Origin of the sequence: Sodalis sp. RH14 (assembly GCF_047324285.1) — a bacterium.
In the GTDB taxonomy this organism is placed as follows: domain Bacteria; phylum Pseudomonadota; class Gammaproteobacteria; order Enterobacterales; family Enterobacteriaceae; genus Acerihabitans.
The window spans coordinates 2,349,603-2,368,495 of record NZ_CP178739.1 but is presented as its reverse complement, the minus strand read 5'-3'; the positions used below and the strand labels follow the sequence as shown (position 1 = coordinate 2,368,495).

Annotated in this window: 18 protein-coding genes and 1 pseudogene; 7 read left to right on the top strand and 12 right to left on the bottom strand. The window is 48.0% G+C overall.

Going from position 1 to position 18,893, the window contains the following annotated elements:
- Window positions 1-15: 15 nt before the first annotated feature.
- The 6 genes from ACL2XQ_RS10815 to ACL2XQ_RS10790 all read right to left on the bottom strand — a co-directional run bounded on the left by ACL2XQ_RS10815 (window position 16) and on the right by ACL2XQ_RS10790 (window position 6,554).
- Window positions 16-1,580 (bottom strand): IS3 family transposase gene (locus ACL2XQ_RS10815; RefSeq protein ID WP_413730138.1). Its coding sequence is split into 2 segments (ribosomal slippage): window positions 16-1,124 and window positions 1,124-1,580, totalling 1,566 coding nucleotides; the frame shifts between segments, so codons are not numbered across the junction.
- A gap of 57 nt (window positions 1,581-1,637) precedes the next feature.
- Entirely contained in the window at window positions 1,638-1,961 is a 324-nt protein-coding gene (locus ACL2XQ_RS10810; protein ID WP_413730151.1) for a hypothetical protein, read from the bottom strand.
- On the bottom strand, window positions 1,961-2,701 hold the full coding sequence (locus ACL2XQ_RS10805; RefSeq protein WP_413730150.1) for an HAD family hydrolase: 741 nt from the start codon (window positions 2,699-2,701) through the stop codon (window positions 1,961-1,963). The genes ACL2XQ_RS10810 and ACL2XQ_RS10805 overlap by 1 nt, the downstream gene beginning before the upstream one ends.
- Entirely contained in the window at window positions 2,694-5,075 is a 2,382-nt protein-coding gene (gene hypF, locus ACL2XQ_RS10800) for a carbamoyltransferase HypF (protein WP_413730148.1), read from the bottom strand. Before hypF ends, ACL2XQ_RS10805 begins: the two co-directional genes overlap by 8 nt.
- Window positions 5,047-6,108 (bottom strand): hydrogenase expression/formation protein HypE, encoded by a 1,062-nt coding sequence (hypE, locus tag ACL2XQ_RS10795; protein WP_413731050.1) that lies wholly within the window; start codon window positions 6,106-6,108, stop codon window positions 5,047-5,049. The genes hypF and hypE overlap by 29 nt, the downstream gene beginning before the upstream one ends.
- Window positions 6,109-6,110: 2 nt before the next feature.
- Entirely contained in the window at window positions 6,111-6,554 is a 444-nt protein-coding gene (locus tag ACL2XQ_RS10790) for a cysteine hydrolase (protein WP_413731049.1), read from the bottom strand.
- Between the two features lie 545 nt (window positions 6,555-7,099).
- Between ACL2XQ_RS10790 and ACL2XQ_RS10785 the strand changes: the two genes are divergently transcribed.
- The gene (locus tag ACL2XQ_RS10785; protein ID WP_413730146.1) at window positions 7,100-7,966 is read left to right on the top strand and encodes a LysR family transcriptional regulator; all 867 of its coding nucleotides are present in this window, start codon (window positions 7,100-7,102) and stop codon (window positions 7,964-7,966) included.
- 199 nt (window positions 7,967-8,165) lie between these two features.
- On the opposite strand, the gene istB is transcribed toward ACL2XQ_RS10785, so the two are convergent.
- Together istB and ACL2XQ_RS10775 are read right to left on the bottom strand one after the other, a co-directional pair.
- Window positions 8,166-8,954: an IS21-like element helper ATPase IstB gene (istB, locus tag ACL2XQ_RS10780; protein ID WP_413730144.1), complete on the bottom strand. Its 789-nt coding sequence runs from the start codon at window positions 8,952-8,954 to the stop codon at window positions 8,166-8,168.
- A pseudogene (locus tag ACL2XQ_RS10775) lies at window positions 8,951-9,307 on the bottom strand (IS21 family transposase); the annotation flags it as partial. The gene istB and the pseudogene ACL2XQ_RS10775, both read right to left, overlap by 4 nt.
- 75 nt (window positions 9,308-9,382) lie before the next feature.
- Between ACL2XQ_RS10775 and ACL2XQ_RS10770 the strand changes: the two are divergent.
- Window positions 9,383-10,947 (top strand): IS3 family transposase gene (locus ACL2XQ_RS10770; RefSeq protein WP_413730138.1). Its coding sequence is split into 2 segments (ribosomal slippage): window positions 9,383-9,839 and window positions 9,839-10,947, totalling 1,566 coding nucleotides; the frame shifts between segments, so codons are not numbered across the junction.
- Between the two features lie 9 nt (window positions 10,948-10,956).
- Here ACL2XQ_RS10770 and ACL2XQ_RS10765 read toward each other — a convergent pair.
- The 4 genes from ACL2XQ_RS10765 to ACL2XQ_RS10750 are packed head-to-tail and all read right to left on the bottom strand — an operon-like array spanning window position 10,957 to window position 15,453.
- Complete coding sequence (locus ACL2XQ_RS10765) at window positions 10,957-11,766, bottom strand: hypothetical protein (protein ID WP_413730136.1); 810 nt, start codon at window positions 11,764-11,766, stop codon at window positions 10,957-10,959.
- Between the two features lie 2 nt (window positions 11,767-11,768).
- Window positions 11,769-12,995, bottom strand: coding sequence for an MFS transporter (locus ACL2XQ_RS10760; RefSeq protein WP_413730135.1), 1,227 nt, complete (start codon window positions 12,993-12,995; stop codon window positions 11,769-11,771).
- Window positions 12,996-13,007: 12 nt separating this feature from the next.
- Window positions 13,008-14,231 (bottom strand): ATP-grasp domain-containing protein, encoded by a 1,224-nt coding sequence (locus ACL2XQ_RS10755; protein ID WP_413730134.1) that lies wholly within the window; start codon window positions 14,229-14,231, stop codon window positions 13,008-13,010.
- A 19-nt stretch (window positions 14,232-14,250) separates the two neighbouring features.
- A complete protein-coding gene (locus ACL2XQ_RS10750; RefSeq protein ID WP_413730133.1) occupies window positions 14,251-15,453 on the bottom strand; it encodes a radical SAM protein in 1,203 nt (400 codons plus the stop codon).
- 669 nt (window positions 15,454-16,122) lie between these two features.
- On the opposite strand from ACL2XQ_RS10750, the gene ACL2XQ_RS10745 reads away from it, so the two are divergent.
- The 5 genes from ACL2XQ_RS10745 (at window position 16,123) to ACL2XQ_RS10725 (ending at window position 18,891) form a co-directional block, all read left to right on the top strand.
- Window positions 16,123-16,953: a sulfurtransferase gene (locus tag ACL2XQ_RS10745; RefSeq protein WP_413730132.1), complete on the top strand. Its 831-nt coding sequence runs from the start codon at window positions 16,123-16,125 to the stop codon at window positions 16,951-16,953.
- A 313-nt stretch (window positions 16,954-17,266) separates the two neighbouring features.
- Window positions 17,267-17,716, top strand: coding sequence for an NUDIX hydrolase (locus ACL2XQ_RS10740; RefSeq protein WP_413730131.1), 450 nt, complete (start codon window positions 17,267-17,269; stop codon window positions 17,714-17,716).
- 191 nt (window positions 17,717-17,907) lie between these two features.
- Window positions 17,908-18,267 carry an RAQPRD family integrative conjugative element protein gene (locus ACL2XQ_RS10735; protein ID WP_413730130.1) on the top strand — a complete coding sequence of 120 codons (360 nt, stop codon included), beginning with the start codon at window positions 17,908-17,910 and terminating at the stop codon, window positions 18,265-18,267.
- The gene (locus tag ACL2XQ_RS10730; RefSeq protein WP_413730129.1) at window positions 18,264-18,503 is read left to right on the top strand and encodes a TIGR03758 family integrating conjugative element protein; all 240 of its coding nucleotides are present in this window, start codon (window positions 18,264-18,266) and stop codon (window positions 18,501-18,503) included. Before ACL2XQ_RS10735 ends, ACL2XQ_RS10730 begins: the two co-directional genes overlap by 4 nt.
- 22 nt (window positions 18,504-18,525) lie before the next feature.
- Window positions 18,526-18,891 (top strand): TIGR03745 family integrating conjugative element membrane protein, encoded by a 366-nt coding sequence (locus ACL2XQ_RS10725; RefSeq protein WP_413730128.1) that lies wholly within the window; start codon window positions 18,526-18,528, stop codon window positions 18,889-18,891.
- Window positions 18,892-18,893: the final 2 nt, after the last annotated feature.

The window sequence follows — 18,893 nt, the reverse complement described above, 5'->3', positions numbered from 1 at the left end:
AGATAAAATTGCGATTTATGCAGCCTGTAAATTCTCGGCGTTTTCTTGTGTCAACGGCCGATCTGGATTGAGTTGAACTTCCTTGTCCCAACCCCAATTTCTTGTCTCACCTCGCCACCGTTCCGGGCACGCAGCGCGGGCGGCTTGATAGACTTGGTGACGCTTTAACAGCAAGGCTTTATCCTTGCCCTGATGGCGCTGCGCCGGCGTCACGAATTTGATCCCGCTGTGGCGGTGGACGTGGCAATACCAATCAATGAAGCGCTTCACCCACTGCCGTGCAGCATCAATCGAGGTAAATCCTTTGCGCGGCCAGGACGGCCAATATTTCAATGTACGAAAGATTGATTCTGCGTACGGATTGTCATTGGATACCCGCGGCCGACTAAAGGATGACGTTATACCCAGGGCTTCCATCTTGGCCTTCAGCGTATAACTTTTCATCGGCGCACCGTTATCCGAGTGCAGTACCAAGGGTTGCATAGCACAGCGCTGCCCCAGGACACATCGTTGTAGCAGATCTGCCGCCAGCTCGCCGGTCTCTTCATCATGGACTTCCCAACCCACCGGGTAGCGACTGAATAGGTCTTCAAATAAATACAGCTTATAATACAGCCCCTTAACACTACTCGGCAACCAGGTCACGTCCCACATCCAGACCTGGTTAGGGGCGGTGGCGGTAAAGCTGGTCGGTTTTGCCACGCGCACAGCCTTGGCGGCACGTCCACGATGCTGCACTTGACCCGCCTCTCTTAATACCCGATACATCGTCGATTCAGAGGCCATGTAGCAACCCTCGTCTGCCAGAATCGGTACGATCTGACTCGGCGGAACGCTGTCGAAACGCGCGCTATTGCATACCGCCAACACCGACTGGCGTTCCGTTGAGCTCAGTTTGTTGGCCGGCTCAGGGCGGTCAATCAATGGACGCTGATCCGCAATAACAGCACCATCCTGTTGCCACCGATACCAACTGTGAACAGAGATCCCTACCCCCTCGCAAGAACGGTACAACGATGCGCCATCATTGCACGCCTGCTGAACCCAGGCGGTGATCTGTTCCCGGTACGCCAGAGGAGTTAATCGTCCTCGTTGTCGCCCCAAAGGGCGCGAACTTTTTTTTGCAGGATCAGTAATGCCGCTGCCTCCGCCAGTGCTTTATCTTTACGCAGGACTTCGCGCTCAAGACGTTTAATTTGCTTACGCTGGGCCTTATTCTGCTGTGCGCTGGCCGCATCATTAAAACCGCCTGGCTCTGCATGGGCCTGGATCGATATTTCGCGCCACTGCTTAACCTGCTCTGGGAAAAGACCTTTGGCTCGGCAATACTCGCTCAACTCGATCTCCGACATCGACGAGGTTTCGACGACGACGGCGAATTTAGTTTGCGCAGACCAATTCTCACTGCTGCGATCATGTTCGGGCACAGGGCGACCTTCTTTGCGAAGCTGATTACGCCAATTGTACAGTGTAGCTTCTGAAATCCCTTCTCTTTGTGCCAATTCACGGATGGTCGGCGGATGAGGGGCAAGCATTTTACTTAAAATGGCGTCCTTGCGAGCCTGAGGTAAACGCGACATGGTGATGCTCCGGCCCCCTGGATTGAGAATGAAATCCCGAAAAAGGGATCTTCTCAACTACTCTGACACAGGGGGAAAGAGAGCAACCACCAACAGCGGAATGTTCGGAGCCAGCCCGAGCGGAAGAAGCGCCACAGAAGTTGCGATGGCAAATATACGCACTATGCGTTGCGAACCAAACTTCGCCATCAGCATGCCCGACACTGGCATCATGATCAGCGCGCCCAGTCCAAACGTTAAAATAAGACGGCCTATCATTCTATCTGACGCCTCGAATCGCGGAACGAACTGCGCAATATGCACAGCCCAGCCTCCGGTCACAAAGCCATTGACGAAAAACAGCAAGGCGACGGCCCACCGCCCCTTTTGTTCCTGTTTCATTATTGGTGGTCTCGTGACACGGGCGGCACGTCATTGCGCACAGGTGATCGTTCCACTATTACCTTTTGCCCCGGGCCAAACGAAAGGATCGAACCGTCCACGCCGTTGGTCAGCACTTTCACCCCTCGGAAGTCGGGGATGATAAATTTTGCGCCGCATGGCATCAGGTCCTCATCGCCGATGCCAACGCAATATGCTCCGGCAGCAACAGCGGAGGTTACCCCGCTCTTGGCGTCCTCAAAAACGATGGTTTTGCTCGCAGGAATGCCCAGACGCTCAGCCGCGAGCAGATAGGGATCGGGGTACGGTTTGCCGTGAGCCACATCATCCCGTTCGACAATGACCGAGACGTACGACTGTGCATGGAGTAGTGCTATGACGCGATCGATCTTCAAGCGCCAGCCACTGGTCACGACGCCGATTGAAATTCCGGCCGCACCAAGTGAGGCGATAAGCTGTGCCACGCCAGGAATGGGCTCGCAGTCGGCGGTATTTTCAACATGGATGATGTGCGCCTGAACTTTGGCCTGATCGGAAAGCGGCAGATCATGGAATAGAGCACGGATGGTATGCGGCCCGGGCTGACCGTGAATGTGCTTGAGGATCTCTTCCTCGGTGATCTGGCGCTCGTACATCTGGGCAGCCTCGCGCCATGCTTGTTCAATCACGGCCCTGGAATCGATTAGAACACCGTCCATGTCAAACAAAACTGCTGCTACTCTCTCTACAGATTCACTCATTTCTTTCTTCTCCGTCACACAATAGCGCTTCGCGCTTGATACGGGCGGCGGCGACAACCACCTGACCCAGGGAAATGCTACCGTCATTCGTCGGCACCAATTGATGGCAATACGGCTTGAATCCATGCGACTCAAGGCAGCTCAGCGTATTTATCACGAGAAACTCATTGCAAAAAACACCCCCACTCAATACGATCTGATTAACCCCAAAACGCTTAACAAGGCGTTGGCATACCTCTCCGATGATATCCACGATCGTGGAGTGAAAACGCCGACTTAGCTGGCTTACATCGCTGACGGGCACACGCAGCAGATGGACCAATTCATTGACGAGGGGACGATAGTCCACTTCCAGGCAATCGTCTCGCGCCTCAATGTCATACTCAAATGGCTTGGCCATGCAGAAATCGCGCTGCAATAGCGCTTCCATTTCGATTGCCGCCTGCGCCTCGTATTCAACCTTTGCGCAAATACCCATCAGCGCCGAGATACCATCGAACAGACGACCTATGCTAGTGGTAGTGGTCGCGTTGATTTTCCTGAGGGCCATTTTGGTAAAAACCTCGCGCCGCTGTTCAGACAGGTCGCGTATGGCCGGAACGTCTATTTCGGTGACCCGTTCGCCGAAGGTCTCAACAAGCAGCGACATGGCGACTCGGATCGGCTCTTTCACGGCCTGATCCCCTCCCAGTAGCAACATTGGGCGTATATGGCCAACCCTTTCGAACCCCTCGAAATCGCCGAGCAAGAACTCACCACCCCAGATGGTACCATCGGTACCGTAGCCGGTACCGTCGAATATCACCCCGATGGTTTTACCCGAAAGTCCGTGTTCCGCCATGCACGAGGCCATGTGGGCGTGGTGGTGCTGAACCTGGACGACACGTATTTCGGATTGCTCGATGGCATTTCGGGTTGAGCGGAAGGCAGGGTGCAGGTCACAGGCAAGTGTGTCAGCCCGCACAGCCAGAAGGTCTTGCATATGCTTGGCGCAATCAATGTGGGACTGAAAGGTGGTTTCATTTTTCAGATCGCCAATGTGCTGGCTGATGAAGACTTGCTTGCCCTTGCTGATGCTGACGGTAGTCTTCAACTCGGCGCCGAGTGCCACGACCGAACCCACCGAGTAAGGCAGATGGATGGGATACGGAGCATAGCCGCGAGAGCGGCGTAGGAAGGATATCTGAGGCTCATCCCTACCCTCGCGTACGATCATACGCACGACTGAGTCGTCCACCCGGGTACGGATATCGCGATCGTTCAGAACAAAATAGTCCGCAATTTCGCCCAATTGCTCGATTGCCGTATGGTTGTCGAACACGATAGGATGCCCGGAAAGGTTACCGCTGGTCATGATCAATACCGGCAGTGTGGGATCCTCAAGCAGCAGGTGGTGCAGCGGCGCTGACGGGAGCATTACGCCCAGATGGGGATTATGGGGAGCGATCTCTTCCGGCAGGGTCTTCTGACGCTTACGCAACAGGACGATGGGTCGCTGCACGCTCTCGAGAAGCATCCTTTCATGCGAGTTGATAAAGGCCCAACGGGCGGCGCTCTCGCTGTCGGCAACCATCACTGCGAAAGGCTTGGCATCGCGCCGCTTGCGGTGACGCAGCTCGCGAACCGCCGCTACATTGCTGGCATCCACCGCCAAGTGGAAGCCGCCAAGGCTTTTGATCGCGATGATAGCGCCCTCGCGCAGCTTGGAAATTGCGTAGCGCACCACATCATCAGTCTCGATCAGGGCACCGCTACGGTCCGTGAGCTGAAGACTTGGTCCGCAGGTCGGGCAGGCATTCGGTTGGGCGTGATAGCGGCGATCCTCAATGTCTAAATACTCGTGCTCACATTGTGGGCACATGGTGAACGCACTCATAGTGCTCTGCGCGCGGTCGTATGGCATGCCAAGGATGATCGAATAGCGCGGACCGCAGTTAGTGCAATTAATAAAAGCGTACCGATAACGATGGTTGCTTGGATCGCGCATCTCCCTTAAGCAGTCGCCGCAAACGTTCGAGTCTGGCGGAATGATGGTATTCATGTGTGCTAAGTCGCGGCTCTTACGGATATCAAAACCCTGGTAACGCGGTGCGGGCTCGTCCAGCAGCACCTCAACCAAATCGTTGATCCGCGCGAGAGGTGGTGGCCGCGATAACATATCATCGATAAAGTCCTTGATAGCTTTTGCCGATGCCTGCAACTCAAGTAAAACACCTTCGGAGTCGTTGAGCACCCAGCCGGTTGCTCCATGGGTGCGCGCCAGCCGATGGACGAAGGGGCGGAAGCCAACCCCTTGCACGATCCCGCAGACCCGGTAACGATGGGTCTCGAGCGCTTCGATTGGCTCAACAGAGTCTGGGAAGTTCTGCACCATAGAGTTCCTCAATAATTGTCTGGGTACCATCTGATTCCATCATGCGCACCTCCGGTAAGGAAGATGCCACAACCTCGCCAATGATGGCCGCCTTCTTGCCACAGGGATCTTCGTGCAAAAGAGCCAAAACTCTATCCGCCACGTCGGGCTCGACAAAAAGACACAAGCACCCCTCGTTGGCGAGATTGATCACGTTGACCCCCAGCATATCGGCAGCCATAGCGGCTTCTGGAAGTACCGGCAGCGCTTGCTTGTCGAAGTGGATCGCACAGTTGGCCGCACGTGCGTGCTCGTGCAGCACTGCTGATAGACCGCCGCGGGTAACGTCGCGCATTGAGGCAACTTTACCTGTCGGCACGTTGCTCAATACTGAATCGATCATATGATTTAGCGGTGCACAATCGCTCAGTACGTTGCGCTCAAAGCCTAGACCTTCCCGGATCGAAAGCAGGTGGATGGAGTGATTTCCGATATAGCCGCTGAGGATGATTTTTTGCCCAGGTCGGACGTTACGAACGGAGACTGGAGGACGCTCCATGACGCCGACGCCGGCGGTGTTGATGAAAAGCTTGTCGGCCTCGCCCTTGCCTACTACCTTGGTATCACCGGCGACGATCTTGACGTCCGCCGAGCGTGCTGTATCGCGCACGGACGCTATGATCTTCATCAGATCAGCCATTACTATGCCATCTTCGATGATGAGGCTAAGCGTTATATAGAGAGGACGCGCGCCACTCACCGCCAGGTCGTTCACGGTGCCGCACACCGCGATTTTGCCGATATCGCCATTCCCAAAGAATAGTGGTGTCACCACGAAAGAGTCTGTGGTAAAGGCGATACGGGTAGTTGGCAGTTCCAGAAATGCGCTGTCCTCCATGGTGCCTAGATAGGTATCTCCTAATGTCTCGGAGATCCGCTCCACGAGCTCCCGGCTTAGCTTGGCGCCGGTGCCATGATCCAGAATCACGGTTTCGATCGGTGAACCATGTGATTCAGTGGCCGGGCCATTGCTGCCGGTCTGTGTATAAGCCATATTCATGCCGACCTCCATTCGCCGCGCTCAGGGAGATCGTCGCTCTTGCTCAGTAACGACAGGATTTCCGCAGAAGGTGCTACCGTCGCACAGTAGCCGGCCAGCCATTGTAGCGCCCGATCGGTGTCCTCGGCCGAAGGTGCAAAGACGCAGTCATCGGGGACCCAGACGTTGTAGCCCCGAAAGAATGCATCAGCGGCCGTAGTTTGCACGCAAACATGAGTTTGCAGCCCAGTGACCACTACCGTTTTAATGCCGAGCTTCTGGAGTGTCTCGTCCAACTTAGTGTCGAAAAAACCGCTGTCCCGTCCTTTTATAACTACCAGGTCTGACTGATGGTAAATGGTATCGATCAATCTGTTGCCAGGGGTACCAGCGATCGCCGGAATGCCAGCCGCGCGATTGCGGTAGCGACGTTGCACGGCTGGATCGCTGGGATCATGGATAAGTTGTAGGTGAATGACGGCCTGATCTACAGCTCGAATCCCATCAAGGAACGTATCAAATTTTTTTTTAGTTTATTTTCTAACTCCTGCGGGTCAGTTGTTATTTTATGAGTAAATTCATACTGCAGGTCATTAGTGAGCACAGCGACATTTGGCATTTTTATATTCTCTTATGTTATATACTTATCATAAATGATGACTAACTTTCGTATTAATATACCTACATGCCGAGTGTCTCCTAGGTACAGCCGGTGCTGGAAGCTATGGAAATGATGATGCCCCACTGCAAGCTGTATTATTCCTAAGTTCAAAGCTCATGTTGATGGCTCGTTAACAAACTTCAAAGTAATATTAATTTTTTGTTACCCTCTTCCCCTTTCTCTCAAGGAATTGAATCTTCAGGATTGCTATGTAGGGTTAAGTTTTTTCCCATAACATTTCTCCTCAATGTGAAATTAAAGACAATTTCAGAAACTAATGACAATTTCACACGTAGAGAGCAAACTGTATAATTCCTATTTATCCGGATTTGATTAGCTGCTGGAATGGATATAAAACTGTTGAGGGCATTCGTTACATTGGCTGAGCGAGGGAGTTATCATGCGGCAGCAGATATCCTGTACTTGACGCAAAGTGCATTGACTAAACAAATCCAGACATTGGAACATTTGATTGGAGTGAGCCTTTTTCACCGCGGCCGCCATGGTGCGACGCTGACAGTCACTGGTAAGTTGCTTTATTCCAAGACCTGCAAATTGATGAAACATTACGACGAATATCTAGAATATGCGCATAGGATACAGAAAGGGAATGTGGGTAAGCTGGCGCTTGGATTCGGCATATCATCATTTCAGCTTGCACCTGCATGGGTGAATATTTTTCGTGAACAATTCCCCGATGTGGAAGTATCCCTGAACGACATGCCTTCCAGCGTGCAGTGTCAGATGTTACTGGAAGGGCAACTTCAGGCCGGATTTATCCGTCTGCCGGTGACTACTCCTCTTCAGGTCAAGGTGTTGATGGAAGAAAGTCTGGTCCTTGTCACCCCTTCTGGCCTACGTACAAACCCTGCGGATATCCGGTCTATACTTGAGTCGCATCAGCTCCTGCAGATCCCACCACACCGTGGGAATGGCCTAGTGGTGCAGACGGCCAATTTTCTTAGCGAGAATAAACTCAGCGCAAAAATAGTGTCTGCTGCAGACGATATTCAAACCTTATTAGCATTAGTTTCTACTGGAAATGGTGTGGCATTACTGCCTGCCGGAGTCAGCCATATTTTGCCTGCTGGCCTTAAACTTGTACAAACCCAAGGGGAATATACTAGATGGCAGGTAGGGATTGCTTGGAACCCGGCGATACAGGATGTGCTGCGAGATAAATTTCTACAGATGATGGCAGTCACAACGTGAGATAAGGCAGGCTTTAATAATTTTGAATCTGCTTATCTTGCCACTGCATTAGTCCTCTGATGATCCATACACGTTGACCCGCTTAATGGGCGGATCTAGCGGTAATTGCTGGTAGCATCTCTATTTATAACCCTATGTGTCAATACCGATCGAATTGTGACCCACCATGCCAAAGTAAAAGTTACCCACCCCCCACGAATTATTGTTGTGATTCAGTCGGCGTTGATTTCCTTAACTGACCACTTTTGAGCTTGTCTTTTAATCGATAGCTTTGGCCTGTTATTTGGACGATATGCGCATGGTGCAGCAGTCGATCCAACATCGCCGCCGTCAGCGTCTCATCATCGCCAAACGTCCCAGACCACTGCGTAAATGGCAGGTTACTCGTCAATATCACGCTGCCTGTTTCATAACGGCGGGCCACGACCTGGAAGAATAAATTGGCTTCTTCTTTACCGAACGGCAGATAACCCACTTCGTCGATCACCAATAATCGGGGCTTGGTGACACACCGGCCTAAATAGCCTTTTAAATCGCCCTGACGGTGAGCGGCGACCAGTTGCAACATCATATCCGCCGCCGTAATGAAGCGTACGCTGAGTCCGGCCATCGCGACTTTATGTGCCAACGCGCAGGCCAAATGGCTCTTGCCAACGCCGGAAGGCCCGAGTAATACGATGTTCTCCTGTCTTTCGATAAACGCCAATCCCGCCAGTTCCTGCAGCTGTGCTCGCGGTGCGCCGCTGGCAAACTTGAAGTCAAACTGCTCCAGCGTTTTAACCGCCGGCAAACCCGACAGGCGCAGCAGCGTCTGACGCCGACGCTCGTTGCGGCTGTCATTCTCCAGTCGAAGCAACTGCTCCAGAAAATCGCCGAACGTTCCGGTATCATCCAGCGTCTTCTGTGCCAATCCAGGCCACTCGGCGGCGATGCGGTCAAGCTTAAAGTACTCGCACAGTTCGCTGATCCGCTGATGCTGAAGGCTCATGACCTCACCTCCAGCAGCGACTGATAGACCGACAGCGGATGTTGAAAACTCTCACGGGGCAAAACCCGGCGGTTATCAACCGATAACGGTACCTCTGTGCCTTCGCGCGGCAACGGGAGCAGCACGTCAATCTCCTGCTGTAGCCGCTGCTCGGGGGGAATGCCGGTGGTGCCATGCTTGCGGGCGTTGGCGACGGTGGTAAGCCATGGCCCGATACGGCTGTTGGCAGAATCCACGTCAAGGACTAAACCGGCCTGCTTAAAGGTGGTCGCCAGGGGAACGACAAAACTGGTCTTCAAATAGTGGTTAAATCGCTCAACTTTACCCTTGGTCTTCGCGCGATAGGGACGGCACCCCCTGTGTCAGAGTAGTTGAGAAGATCCCTTTTTCGGGATTTCATTCTCAATCCAGGGGGCCGGAGCATCACCATGTCGCGTTTACCTCAGGCTCGCAAGGACGCCATTTTAAGTAAAATGCTTGCCCCTCATCCGCCGACCATCCGTGAATTGGCACAAAGAGAAGGGATTTCAGAAGCTACACTGTACAATTGGCGTAATCAGCTTCGCAAAGAAGGTCGCCCTGTGCCCGAACATGATCGCAGCAGTGAGAATTGGTCTGCGCAAACTAAATTCGCCGTCGTCGTCGAAACCTCGTCGATGTCGGAGATCGAGTTGAGCGAGTATTGCCGAGCCAAAGGTCTTTTCCCAGAGCAGGTTAAGCAGTGGCGCGAAATATCGATCCAGGCCCATGCAGAGCCAGGCGGTTTTAATGATGCGGCCAGCGCACAGCAGAATAAGGCCCAGCGTAAGCAAATTAAACGTCTTGAGCGCGAAGTCCTGCGTAAAGATAAAGCACTGGCGGAGGCAGCGGCATTACTGATCCTGCAAAAAAAAGTTCGCGCCCTTTGGGGCGACAACGAGGACGATTAACTCCTCTGGCGTACCGGGAACAGATCACCGCCTGGGTTCAGCAGGCGTGCAATGATGGCGCATCGTTGTACCGTTCTTGCGAGGGGGTAGGGATCTCTGTTCACAGTTGGTATCGGTGGCAACAGGATGGTGCTGTTATTGCGGATCAGCGTCCATTGATTGACCGCCCTGAGCCGGCCAACAAACTGAGCTCAACGGAACGCCAGTCGGTGTTGGCGGTATGCAATAGCGCGCGTTTCGACAGCGTTCCGCCGAGTCAGATCGTACCGATTCTGGCAGACGAGGGTTGCTACATGGCCTCTGAATCGACGATGTATCGGGTATTAAGAGAGGCGGGTCAAGTGCAGCATCGTGGACGTGCCGCCAAGGCTGTGCGCGTGGCAAAACCGACCAGCTTTACCGCCACCGCCCCTAACCAGGTCTGGATGTGGGACGTGACCTGGTTGCCGAGTAGTGTTAAGGGGCTGTATTATAAGCTGTATTTATTTGAAGACCTATTCAGTCGCTACCCGGTGGGTTGGGAAGTCCATGATGAAGAGACCGGCGAGCTGGCGGCAGATCTGCTACAACGATGTGTCCTGGGGCAGCGCTGTGCTATGCAACCCTTGGTACTGCACTCGGATAACGGTGCGCCGATGAAAAGTTATACGCTGAAGGCCAAGATGGAAGCCCTGGGTATAACGTCATCCTTTAGTCGGCCGCGGGTATCCAATGACAATCCGTACGCAGAATCAATCTTTCGTACATTGAAATATTGGCCGTCCTGGCCGCGCAAAGGATTTACCTCGATTGATGCTGCACGGCAGTGGGTGAAGCGCTTCATTGATTGGTATTGCCACGTCCACCGCCACAGCGGGATCAAATTCGTGACGCCGGCGCAGCGCCATCAGGGCAAGGATAAAGCCTTGCTGTTAAAGCGTCACCAAGTCTATCAAGCCGCCCGCGCTGCGTGCCCGGAACGGTGGCGAGGTGAGACAAGAAATTGGGGTTGGGACAAGGAAGTTCAACTCAATCCAGATCGGCCGTTGACACAAGAAAACGCCGAGAATTTACAGGCTGCATAAATCGCAATTTTATCTCAACATCTTTGACAAACACCGATTCCCTGCAACATAGTTTTCTATTTTAATCATCGAAGGTTTTTTCATAACACATAGTGTAGACATTATATAGCCAATAGAAGTGAAATCTGTTGGGATCCTGACGTGGACTACGCTGTTACCCTTTTTATTAATAAAATAAACGTTATCCTTTTTTTTGCACTGATAACCAAATAGGCTGAGCATATCTTCAGTAATTGTGATATATCCCTCGCCCAGATTAATACTATTTACCATAATTTCATGTTGCGGCATATGATTGGCAAGCATCATAGCCATGGACAGAAATTGTGAGCTTTTCTCCGTTGAGATTTTATTCGAAGTCATTGGAACACAGGTGGTAGTGAATTTTAGTTCACTATCACTTTTAGTCACATTAACGCCAAGATAGGATAAGAAGTCCTTATCTAATACAGAATCTCTTGAATAAAGTGAAGCATTACATCTGATAACTAATGTTTCAGTGAGTGCGGAAATAGCTACCATGGCGCGAAAAACAAACCCAGAACCTTCAGCATTTACGTCAGCATTAGGGGTAATCTGCTCAGGAATAATACCTTGTAATGTAATTCTATCTTCACTCTCATTCAATATCTTTAATCCCAAAGTTGTGAGATTTTTAAGTAGTAATGAAGTTTCAGAGCACCAAGAAACGTTTGTTATTTCCGTCTTATGGTTATTAAAGAAGGCGAGAAGCAAGCATCGTTGCATATGAGGTTTTGAAGAAGGCAATTTAATCGTTCCATTGACCTCTAAAACTGGGTAAATGATCGCATTTGTCATGATTAATTGACCTTTGTGGTGATTAAAATAATGTATTTGTAATAAACATAAATAGTAACCAAACCTGATAAAAACATGACCATAAAAAGTGTGCGACCACCGAAGAATTGCAAAATTAATCCACCTATCAGTGGTGAAGCGGAGGTACCAAAGTTAGTGAAATTGGTGATCCCATAGGCGATCCCCCTCTGCCCTTCAGGCGCCAGTCGATCTACCTCAACGTTTATCGTTGGCATAACAATAATTTCGCCAATACTTAAGCAAAGTGTAGCAATCACTAATTGCCACTTTATATGTACGTTTGCGTAACCAAATGCCAACTGAGCGATTGTTATTAATAATATTCCTAGTAATATCCGTTTAGATGGCACAATATTTCTAATAATATAAAATACAGGTAACTGTAAAAAAATAACGGTTAACGAATTAATGATGACTAAAAGTGCAATGACATCGTTGAGATTATTAATTTTAGAACGTGCCAAATACTGTATCAATGAAGAATCAAAAGTAGCATATATTATCATGAGCGTGGTGTTACAAAATAAAAAAACTGAAAATTCTTTATTTTTGATAATAGCGCCCAAACTCTTAAGAAAGAGTGGCTCATTTTTTCCTGTATTGTGATTCCGAATCTCATGGCCGCCAACCATAAATAGAAGGACTAGCAAAATATACAAAAAATATAGCAAGGCAGTCACAAAAAAAGTTAATGTGCTATTAGCAATACCAAATTTTACACCGATAAAGGGTCCAAGAGCGACCCCCATATTTGCAATAAGATACCGGAAATACTGACAAAGCTCCTTAGTTCTCTGATTTTTAAGGCGATCTCCAATATAAGCTTTACTGCAAGATTCTATAAAGGCTCTGCCTAAAGCGATACCGGTGACACAGACAGCGAATCCCAAAATGTTGGAACAAAAGGCTAGATATATGAAACTGAATACGCTGGTGATGAGTCCAGCTATAATAATGGGTTTACGCCCATAATCATCAGATTTATGCGAAACATATACGCTTAGCAACGTTGATAGAAAAGTTGCAAAGAAAAATATAAATCCTATTTCCGACGCCGATAAGGTAAATTTTTCATACAATATTACGGCCAAGTAAGGCCATACCATGAAATAACCAACGCGTGTTAAAAATGTCCCCAACAGCAAAATATTGACATCTAGTGGAAACACCAAATTATTTATTAATCCTCTTTCTAAGGCGTAACGCATTATCACTCCTTTTTAGGGATTAACGGATTCAACATGATATAATTTTTTAGGACGACTGCAATAGTCATAAATCTCTTGGTAATTTTCTCCTGTGAGGATAACATACCCAAGTCTGTCACTACTGCACGTTAATGAATGGACTAAATCACCGGGTTTCATATCAGCATGGACCTCTTCAATACATATATTTTTATTTATTTCCTGAAGTTCAAATGACGAAAAAATCCCCTCATTAGCAGTAATAAAAGCTATTCCAGCATACGTGTTTCGCGTACAGAAAAATTCAGGTTTTTCATTTAATGAAATTGAAATTGCACAATGCCAGAGGTCTACTCCAGATGATTTCATGACGAGTTCTGGAATATGATCTCCGCCTAGCCGAGCCGCGATTTCAACTATAGACACGGTGGAATCATTTATTTTTACTTCAGTATGAGAAACAGCATTATCAATACCTAAGGCTTCTAGGCCTCTGGAAGTTACATCAATGACTTTTTGATACATATCATCGGGGATCATTGCAGGAGATACATGGCCTATTTCAACAAAATATTTTCCATCGCAAACGATTTTTTTAGTGATAGAAACTATATGAGTGATACCATGAAACGTTACTGACTCTACACTGAATTCTTCACCAACTAAAAAACTTTCAATTAAATAACTATCTTCTTTTTCCACACCAAATAATGGTGAAATTGTACTTAGTTCATTAAAATTATTGAGCAGTTCTTGTGGCGTATTGTTTTTTGCGACGCCCCTACTACCTGACATATTTATGGGTTTTATTATATTTGGATAATCAAAATATTTCTTTACAGAATTAAGCTCATCCAGCGTAGTTACCAAAGCAAATGATGGTTGAGAGATGTTATTTTGCTTAAATATCTCTCTCATTTTAAATTTATTACGCGCATTTGACGCGCTTAGGGGGCTAATGCCATTTAGTTTTAAGTGCTCAGCAACAATCGCAGCCAATTCAACATAAAATTCCATAAACGTAAACACACCATCGATGCTGTGTTCTTTAGAAATGGCATCAACCGTTTTGATAACGGCATCGTAGTCATTAGTATCAACCGTATGTATTTCATCTATATATTTTTTCTCGCTATCCTTAAGCCTATTATGATATTTATCGGAGCCTATAAATATCACAAAACAACCGTAATCTTTAGCTTTCTTTAGACCAATTGCACCCGATGGACTTTTTTCAATGATCAACAATTTTTTCATTTTATCAACCAGTTTATTTTTAGTAAAGATTGTTTTCTATCAGAGGGAGAAGATCTCTTGAGAAACAGCCATTGTTGCTCAGTTTGCTTTGCCGGAACTGGAAAAGCTTATCAATGCCTTCGGTATTCCATTCTATATAATATCTCGTTTGTGAGTCTTTAACTTCCTGTAGAACATTACCCAATGTTGGTTCGAAAATATTGACACATCCCGTTAATTCACCAACTTTGTAAATCAGTCGATCTTTTTCTGTGATGTCTAGGATCTTTTTTTCACATGGTATCAAGGCAAATAATTGTCTACCCCCCTTACACATATTAACATTTTCTGGGAAATTCATGATTTCAACTCCACTTGTACCCAGATCGCCACTCATGTTAATTTGGAAATCAAGCGGTATCTTTTCATGGATGTCCTTGATGGTTTTATAAATATCACATATTTCTTCTTCTGATATTTCGAGGTGGGGATGTTTGTGTCCATGGTCAAAAAAACGGTTAAATCTCACCGTTGATACACCTAACTGATTGAAATAACCAATATAACGCTGCAATCTTTCCGTTGCAAAATTATGCCTCCCCAAGGTTAATCCGACATTTATTCTGAATCCCGTAAAATTCACATCCTGTTTCCGATCATTATAATCCTTTATTACACTCACTACTTTTTCGAAACTACTCGCATGAAAAACGCCTTTAATCGGATAATCTTCTTCTTTTTCGATGGTTAAGTTTTCATCTAGTATGCCATGAAAACTTATGCTGATCGTGCCATAATTATATTCTCTTGCCAAATTCAGAAGATATTCTGCATCATGGCCAAGTAAGGGGCGTCCGCTGGTCCATGCTTCTCCTTTTTGCATTGTTTCCGTAGGTTGCGGCGAACTTTTTTCAGCATAAACCCTGGCGGTTGATGCGCCATAAGCCAAAATAAACTCGCCTTTATAAGCAAACGTATCAGTATATCGAGGATAGATTTTATAACCAATTTCCCGTAATCCCTTAACGATCAATTGACCTTCGGGAACATCAAATCTTTTTCTTTTTACTTTATCATTATTGACAAACCAACAGTTCTTGCAATTTTGACCGCAGGTATTGTTACTAATGTATGTATCAACATCCATGTAAATGTCAATTTCTTCGGGCCGCAGCAATGCAAATGGAAAATCAATGGGTTGTGTGCCGTGAAAATCATAAGCAAGCGGGATATTATTTAGCATGTATAAGTCCTTTGTTCAGTTAAAAACCATAAGGGAATACAAAGCTTACCAGGGAGGTAATAATTATCCCTGTTTTAAACTGTCTTCGTTATGATTTGAAAATGCTTAGCTACATTTGTAATACCAATACTATTACTTTTATTGTGGAAATAAAGCCTTAAATTAAAGTTATAAAATGTTGTAGCTTGCCAAAACCTATCATTTAGATTTAATAACCCGTATATTTATTTTATACAGAATAAACGCCTGCTTTTTTTGTTAAATGATATGTATTAATTTCATTTTATTCTTGCGGAATTAAGATAAACCTTATTTAATGAGCTGTATTTACTGATAGGAAAATTGTTTTAAATTGATAACAATCATTTTTAATCATTACTCGTGGTGAGCGTTTTTTTGCATAAATGTTCGCACTCTTCCTTGATGGAATGTACGAAAATGTACATTTTGGAATAAATTGATCAAGATGCATGTTTGGTCAGTTTTAAGGATTACTTCGGTACTTTTTTTGCATGGGATCGGCAGAAATAGATTTTGTTCGCATGAAAGTCTTAAAACTTAGCATTATCAGCTTTATTTGTAAGAAGGAATATGCTGGTATTATAGAATGATAATAACTGCTTCATTAAAAATACCGTCTATAAGGTCGCCATTGAAGAAGAATACCCTATGAAAAATCTTGTTTCTCCCGAGTGGGTTGCTGCACATCAGATAAATAATGATATCCTGCTGCTGGATGCGACTTTGAAAACATCAATGAATGGTGTTATGGCAATTTCAGAGGATATTATACCAGGTGCAATTTGGTTTGATCTGGATAACCACTTTTCTGACACCGCCTCAGGCTTACCCCATACCCTTCCCCATCCTGATGATCTTGCCCAAGAGTTGGCTATGCTTGGGATAAAACGCGACTCCACAATAGTGGTATACGATCAGCAAGGTGCTTACTCCGCACCAAGAGTATGGTGGATGCTGAAAATATCTGGCATCAGTGAGGTATTTATCCTTGCCGGCGGCCTTAATGCTTGGAAAGGGTATGGTTACCCCGTGACTCGCTCGTATACAAAACCCGCTCCCGTTGTTAAAAAGGAGTTTAATTTTCAATCTGACCGGGTTATCACAAAAAAAATGGTGTTTGATAACTTGAGAAACCCTTCTTTTACATTAATTGATGCAAGACCAATGGAACGCTTCAACGGGTGTCAGCTTGAACCAAGACCCGGGTTACGCTGCGGCCACGTTCCAGACTCGCTGAATATCCCTTTCACTGAGGTTGTGCTGAACGGACAGTTCAAAGAAAAATCAGAACTGGTTCGTTTGTTTAAAAAAAGAGGTTTAAAGAATGATAAGCCACTGACATTCACCTGTGGTTCAGGTGTCACCGCATGTATCGTACTCTTTGCAGCCCAACTTGCAGGTTATCATAATCTTAAACTGTATGATGGTTCGTGGGCCGAATGGGGTGCAGATCCTGCCTTACCTGCCGTAATGATGTAGTAGTGTACCATAGGCGATGAAATGGTATTCCCCCTGCCAGGCAGTCTGAGTTGTCAGCGGCTAAAGCACGAGCAGCACAAAGTTTTGAGGCCACGATAAATATCAGTCGTAGCTAGTCCGGGAGCCAACCATCTTGTCAAACTCTTACCGCTGCAAATCCGAACAAGAAATGGGCACGGGACAATGTAAGAACATTTGTCTGTTTTAGTGCCAAGAAATAGTTGATTATTATACTCTAATAAGAAACGGGTTTAGGTTATTTTGTACAAAAAAAAAGAGTAGCAGAATTGTTTAACAGCTCAGGAAACATAGCATGCGCACACGAGCCTCAGCCCGGTTGTTAATAATTAATTCCAACAATCGCATATTGCTTTTCCGTTTTACGCACAACTCTGATGCACTATCAGGTAAGTCTTACTGGGCAACGCCGGGAGGCGGCGTAGAACAAGGTGAATCTTTTGAGCAGGCAGCCATTCGGGAACTTCGTGAAGAAACAGGACTAATAAGAGAACATGTAGGGAATTGTGTTGCGCAAAGAGCATTTGAAATGATGCTTCCAAATGGGGAGAAAGTGCATGCACGTGAGCATTTTTTTATCGTGCGAGTTAACAGCCAGGAAATCAGCACCGATGGTTGGAGTGCTAATGAGAAAGCCGTGATCAGCAACTACCACTGGTGGGATCTCAACGAACTGGTTACAACGGCGGAAACTGTTTATCCGTGTAACATCCCTTCAATCCTATCTGTCTCTACTGAAAAGTAATCCTCAACCATAGCCTTAAGTCAGCCCCCAAGTGTTGATCCACCTGACCGCTTCCTGGCGATCGGCAGTAAATACATCAACCAATAGAACATTTCCCCCAAAAAGCGGTGGTGACCAAATCCTCATTGTTTGCGGCTTTCGTGCGGTCGTTGTCGCACCATCGTGCCATTCCTATTCACGGGGAAAATACGATGGCATCTACCCCTTTACCAGTGGCGCCCTGGCGCATCGCAATCATCGCATTGTCATTGGCATTGAACGTCCAGCAGCCCGCCATGGCCGCCGGCGTTGTTGGCGAGCGCGAACAGCTCGCAGCACTCGCTCGTCAACTTGACCTCGTCGATCGCCTGGCCGGCCAGGCCGCCACAAACAGACCGAACGAGCGGGCCCGCTACCACTTCGACTATGCGCGCCTTCATGCTGACCTGGAACGCATTCATAGCGGCGTTCAGGACTACCTTGTCCCGCAGCGTGCCCAGCCCCGAGACCCCGTTCCACTGATCGGCAACTACGTGAGCGAATCCACCCAGGCAGAGAAGGCATCGCCATGACCGCATCTGCAGCGCAAGTGGCCGCCTTTCAGGCCAATGGCGGCTTCACGCCCGCGACGGTGTCCACCGTGGTACTCGGCATTGTTTTTGCCGTGCTGCTGCTGTGGGGTGCATGGGCCATGCGCGCCGCCTATGTGGGCTGGGCCGAACACCGTCTCAACCAACGCCAGTTACTTGCGGTCATCGTGCGATCCCTCGCGATGTACCTGGTGCTGGGTTTTTTCCTCCTGTCCTGATGTTACTCAAGAGACCATCGCCATGAAAACCACGACTCCCTTCCCCTATACCGCCCGCCGCCTGGGCTCGCTCATTCCGCTGCTGGTGGCTTCCCTGCCACTGTCGGCCTTCCCCGCTGGCCTGCCGACCATGGAAGATCCCTCCCGCGGCGCCGGCAGCGGCATCATGGACACGCTGCAGAACTACGGCTATGACATCGTCATGCTGGTCGCCTTGCTTGTCGTCGCGTCCATGTTCGTCGGCGTTTGCTACCACGCGTACACACGCTACTCCGAAATCCATACTGGGCGGGCAACCTGGGGCCAGTTTGGCCTGACCGTCGCCGTCGGCGCCGTGCTGCTGGTGGTGGGCATTTGGCTGCTGACCAAAGCCACCGGCGTGCTGTAAGG

What these genes read in the sequence shown, in the direction of transcription:
- ACL2XQ_RS10745 (WP_413730132.1), top strand. Translation starts at nt 16,123, where the DNA reads ATGAAAAATCTTGTTTCTCCCGAGTGGGTTGCTGCACATCAGATAAAT.
- hypF (WP_413730148.1), bottom strand. Translation starts at nt 5,075, where the DNA reads ATGGTGCAGAACTTCCCAGACTCTGTTGAGCCAATCGAAGCGCTCGAG.
- ACL2XQ_RS10765 (WP_413730136.1), bottom strand. Translation starts at nt 11,766, where the DNA reads ATGACAAATGCGATCATTTACCCAGTTTTAGAGGTCAATGGAACGATT.
- ACL2XQ_RS10810 (WP_413730151.1), bottom strand. Translation starts at nt 1,961, where the DNA reads ATGAAACAGGAACAAAAGGGGCGGTGGGCCGTCGCCTTGCTGTTTTTC.
- ACL2XQ_RS10760 (WP_413730135.1), bottom strand. Translation starts at nt 12,995, where the DNA reads ATGCGTTACGCCTTAGAAAGAGGATTAATAAATAATTTGGTGTTTCCA.
- ACL2XQ_RS10805 (WP_413730150.1), bottom strand. Translation starts at nt 2,701, where the DNA reads ATGAGTGAATCTGTAGAGAGAGTAGCAGCAGTTTTGTTTGACATGGAC.
- ACL2XQ_RS10785 (WP_413730146.1), top strand. Translation starts at nt 7,100, where the DNA reads ATGGATATAAAACTGTTGAGGGCATTCGTTACATTGGCTGAGCGAGGG.
- ACL2XQ_RS10755 (WP_413730134.1), bottom strand. Translation starts at nt 14,231, where the DNA reads ATGAAAAAATTGTTGATCATTGAAAAAAGTCCATCGGGTGCAATTGGT.
- ACL2XQ_RS10750 (WP_413730133.1), bottom strand. Translation starts at nt 15,453, where the DNA reads ATGCTAAATAATATCCCGCTTGCTTATGATTTTCACGGCACACAACCC.
- ACL2XQ_RS10740 (WP_413730131.1), top strand. Translation starts at nt 17,267, where the DNA reads ATGCGCACACGAGCCTCAGCCCGGTTGTTAATAATTAATTCCAACAAT.
- istB (WP_413730144.1), bottom strand. Translation starts at nt 8,954, where the DNA reads ATGAGCCTTCAGCATCAGCGGATCAGCGAACTGTGCGAGTACTTTAAG.
- ACL2XQ_RS10730 (WP_413730129.1), top strand. Translation starts at nt 18,264, where the DNA reads ATGACCGCATCTGCAGCGCAAGTGGCCGCCTTTCAGGCCAATGGCGGC.
- ACL2XQ_RS10735 (WP_413730130.1), top strand. Translation starts at nt 17,908, where the DNA reads ATGGCATCTACCCCTTTACCAGTGGCGCCCTGGCGCATCGCAATCATC.
- hypE (WP_413731050.1), bottom strand. Translation starts at nt 6,108, where the DNA reads ATGGCTTATACACAGACCGGCAGCAATGGCCCGGCCACTGAATCACAT.
- ACL2XQ_RS10725 (WP_413730128.1), top strand. Translation starts at nt 18,526, where the DNA reads ATGAAAACCACGACTCCCTTCCCCTATACCGCCCGCCGCCTGGGCTCG.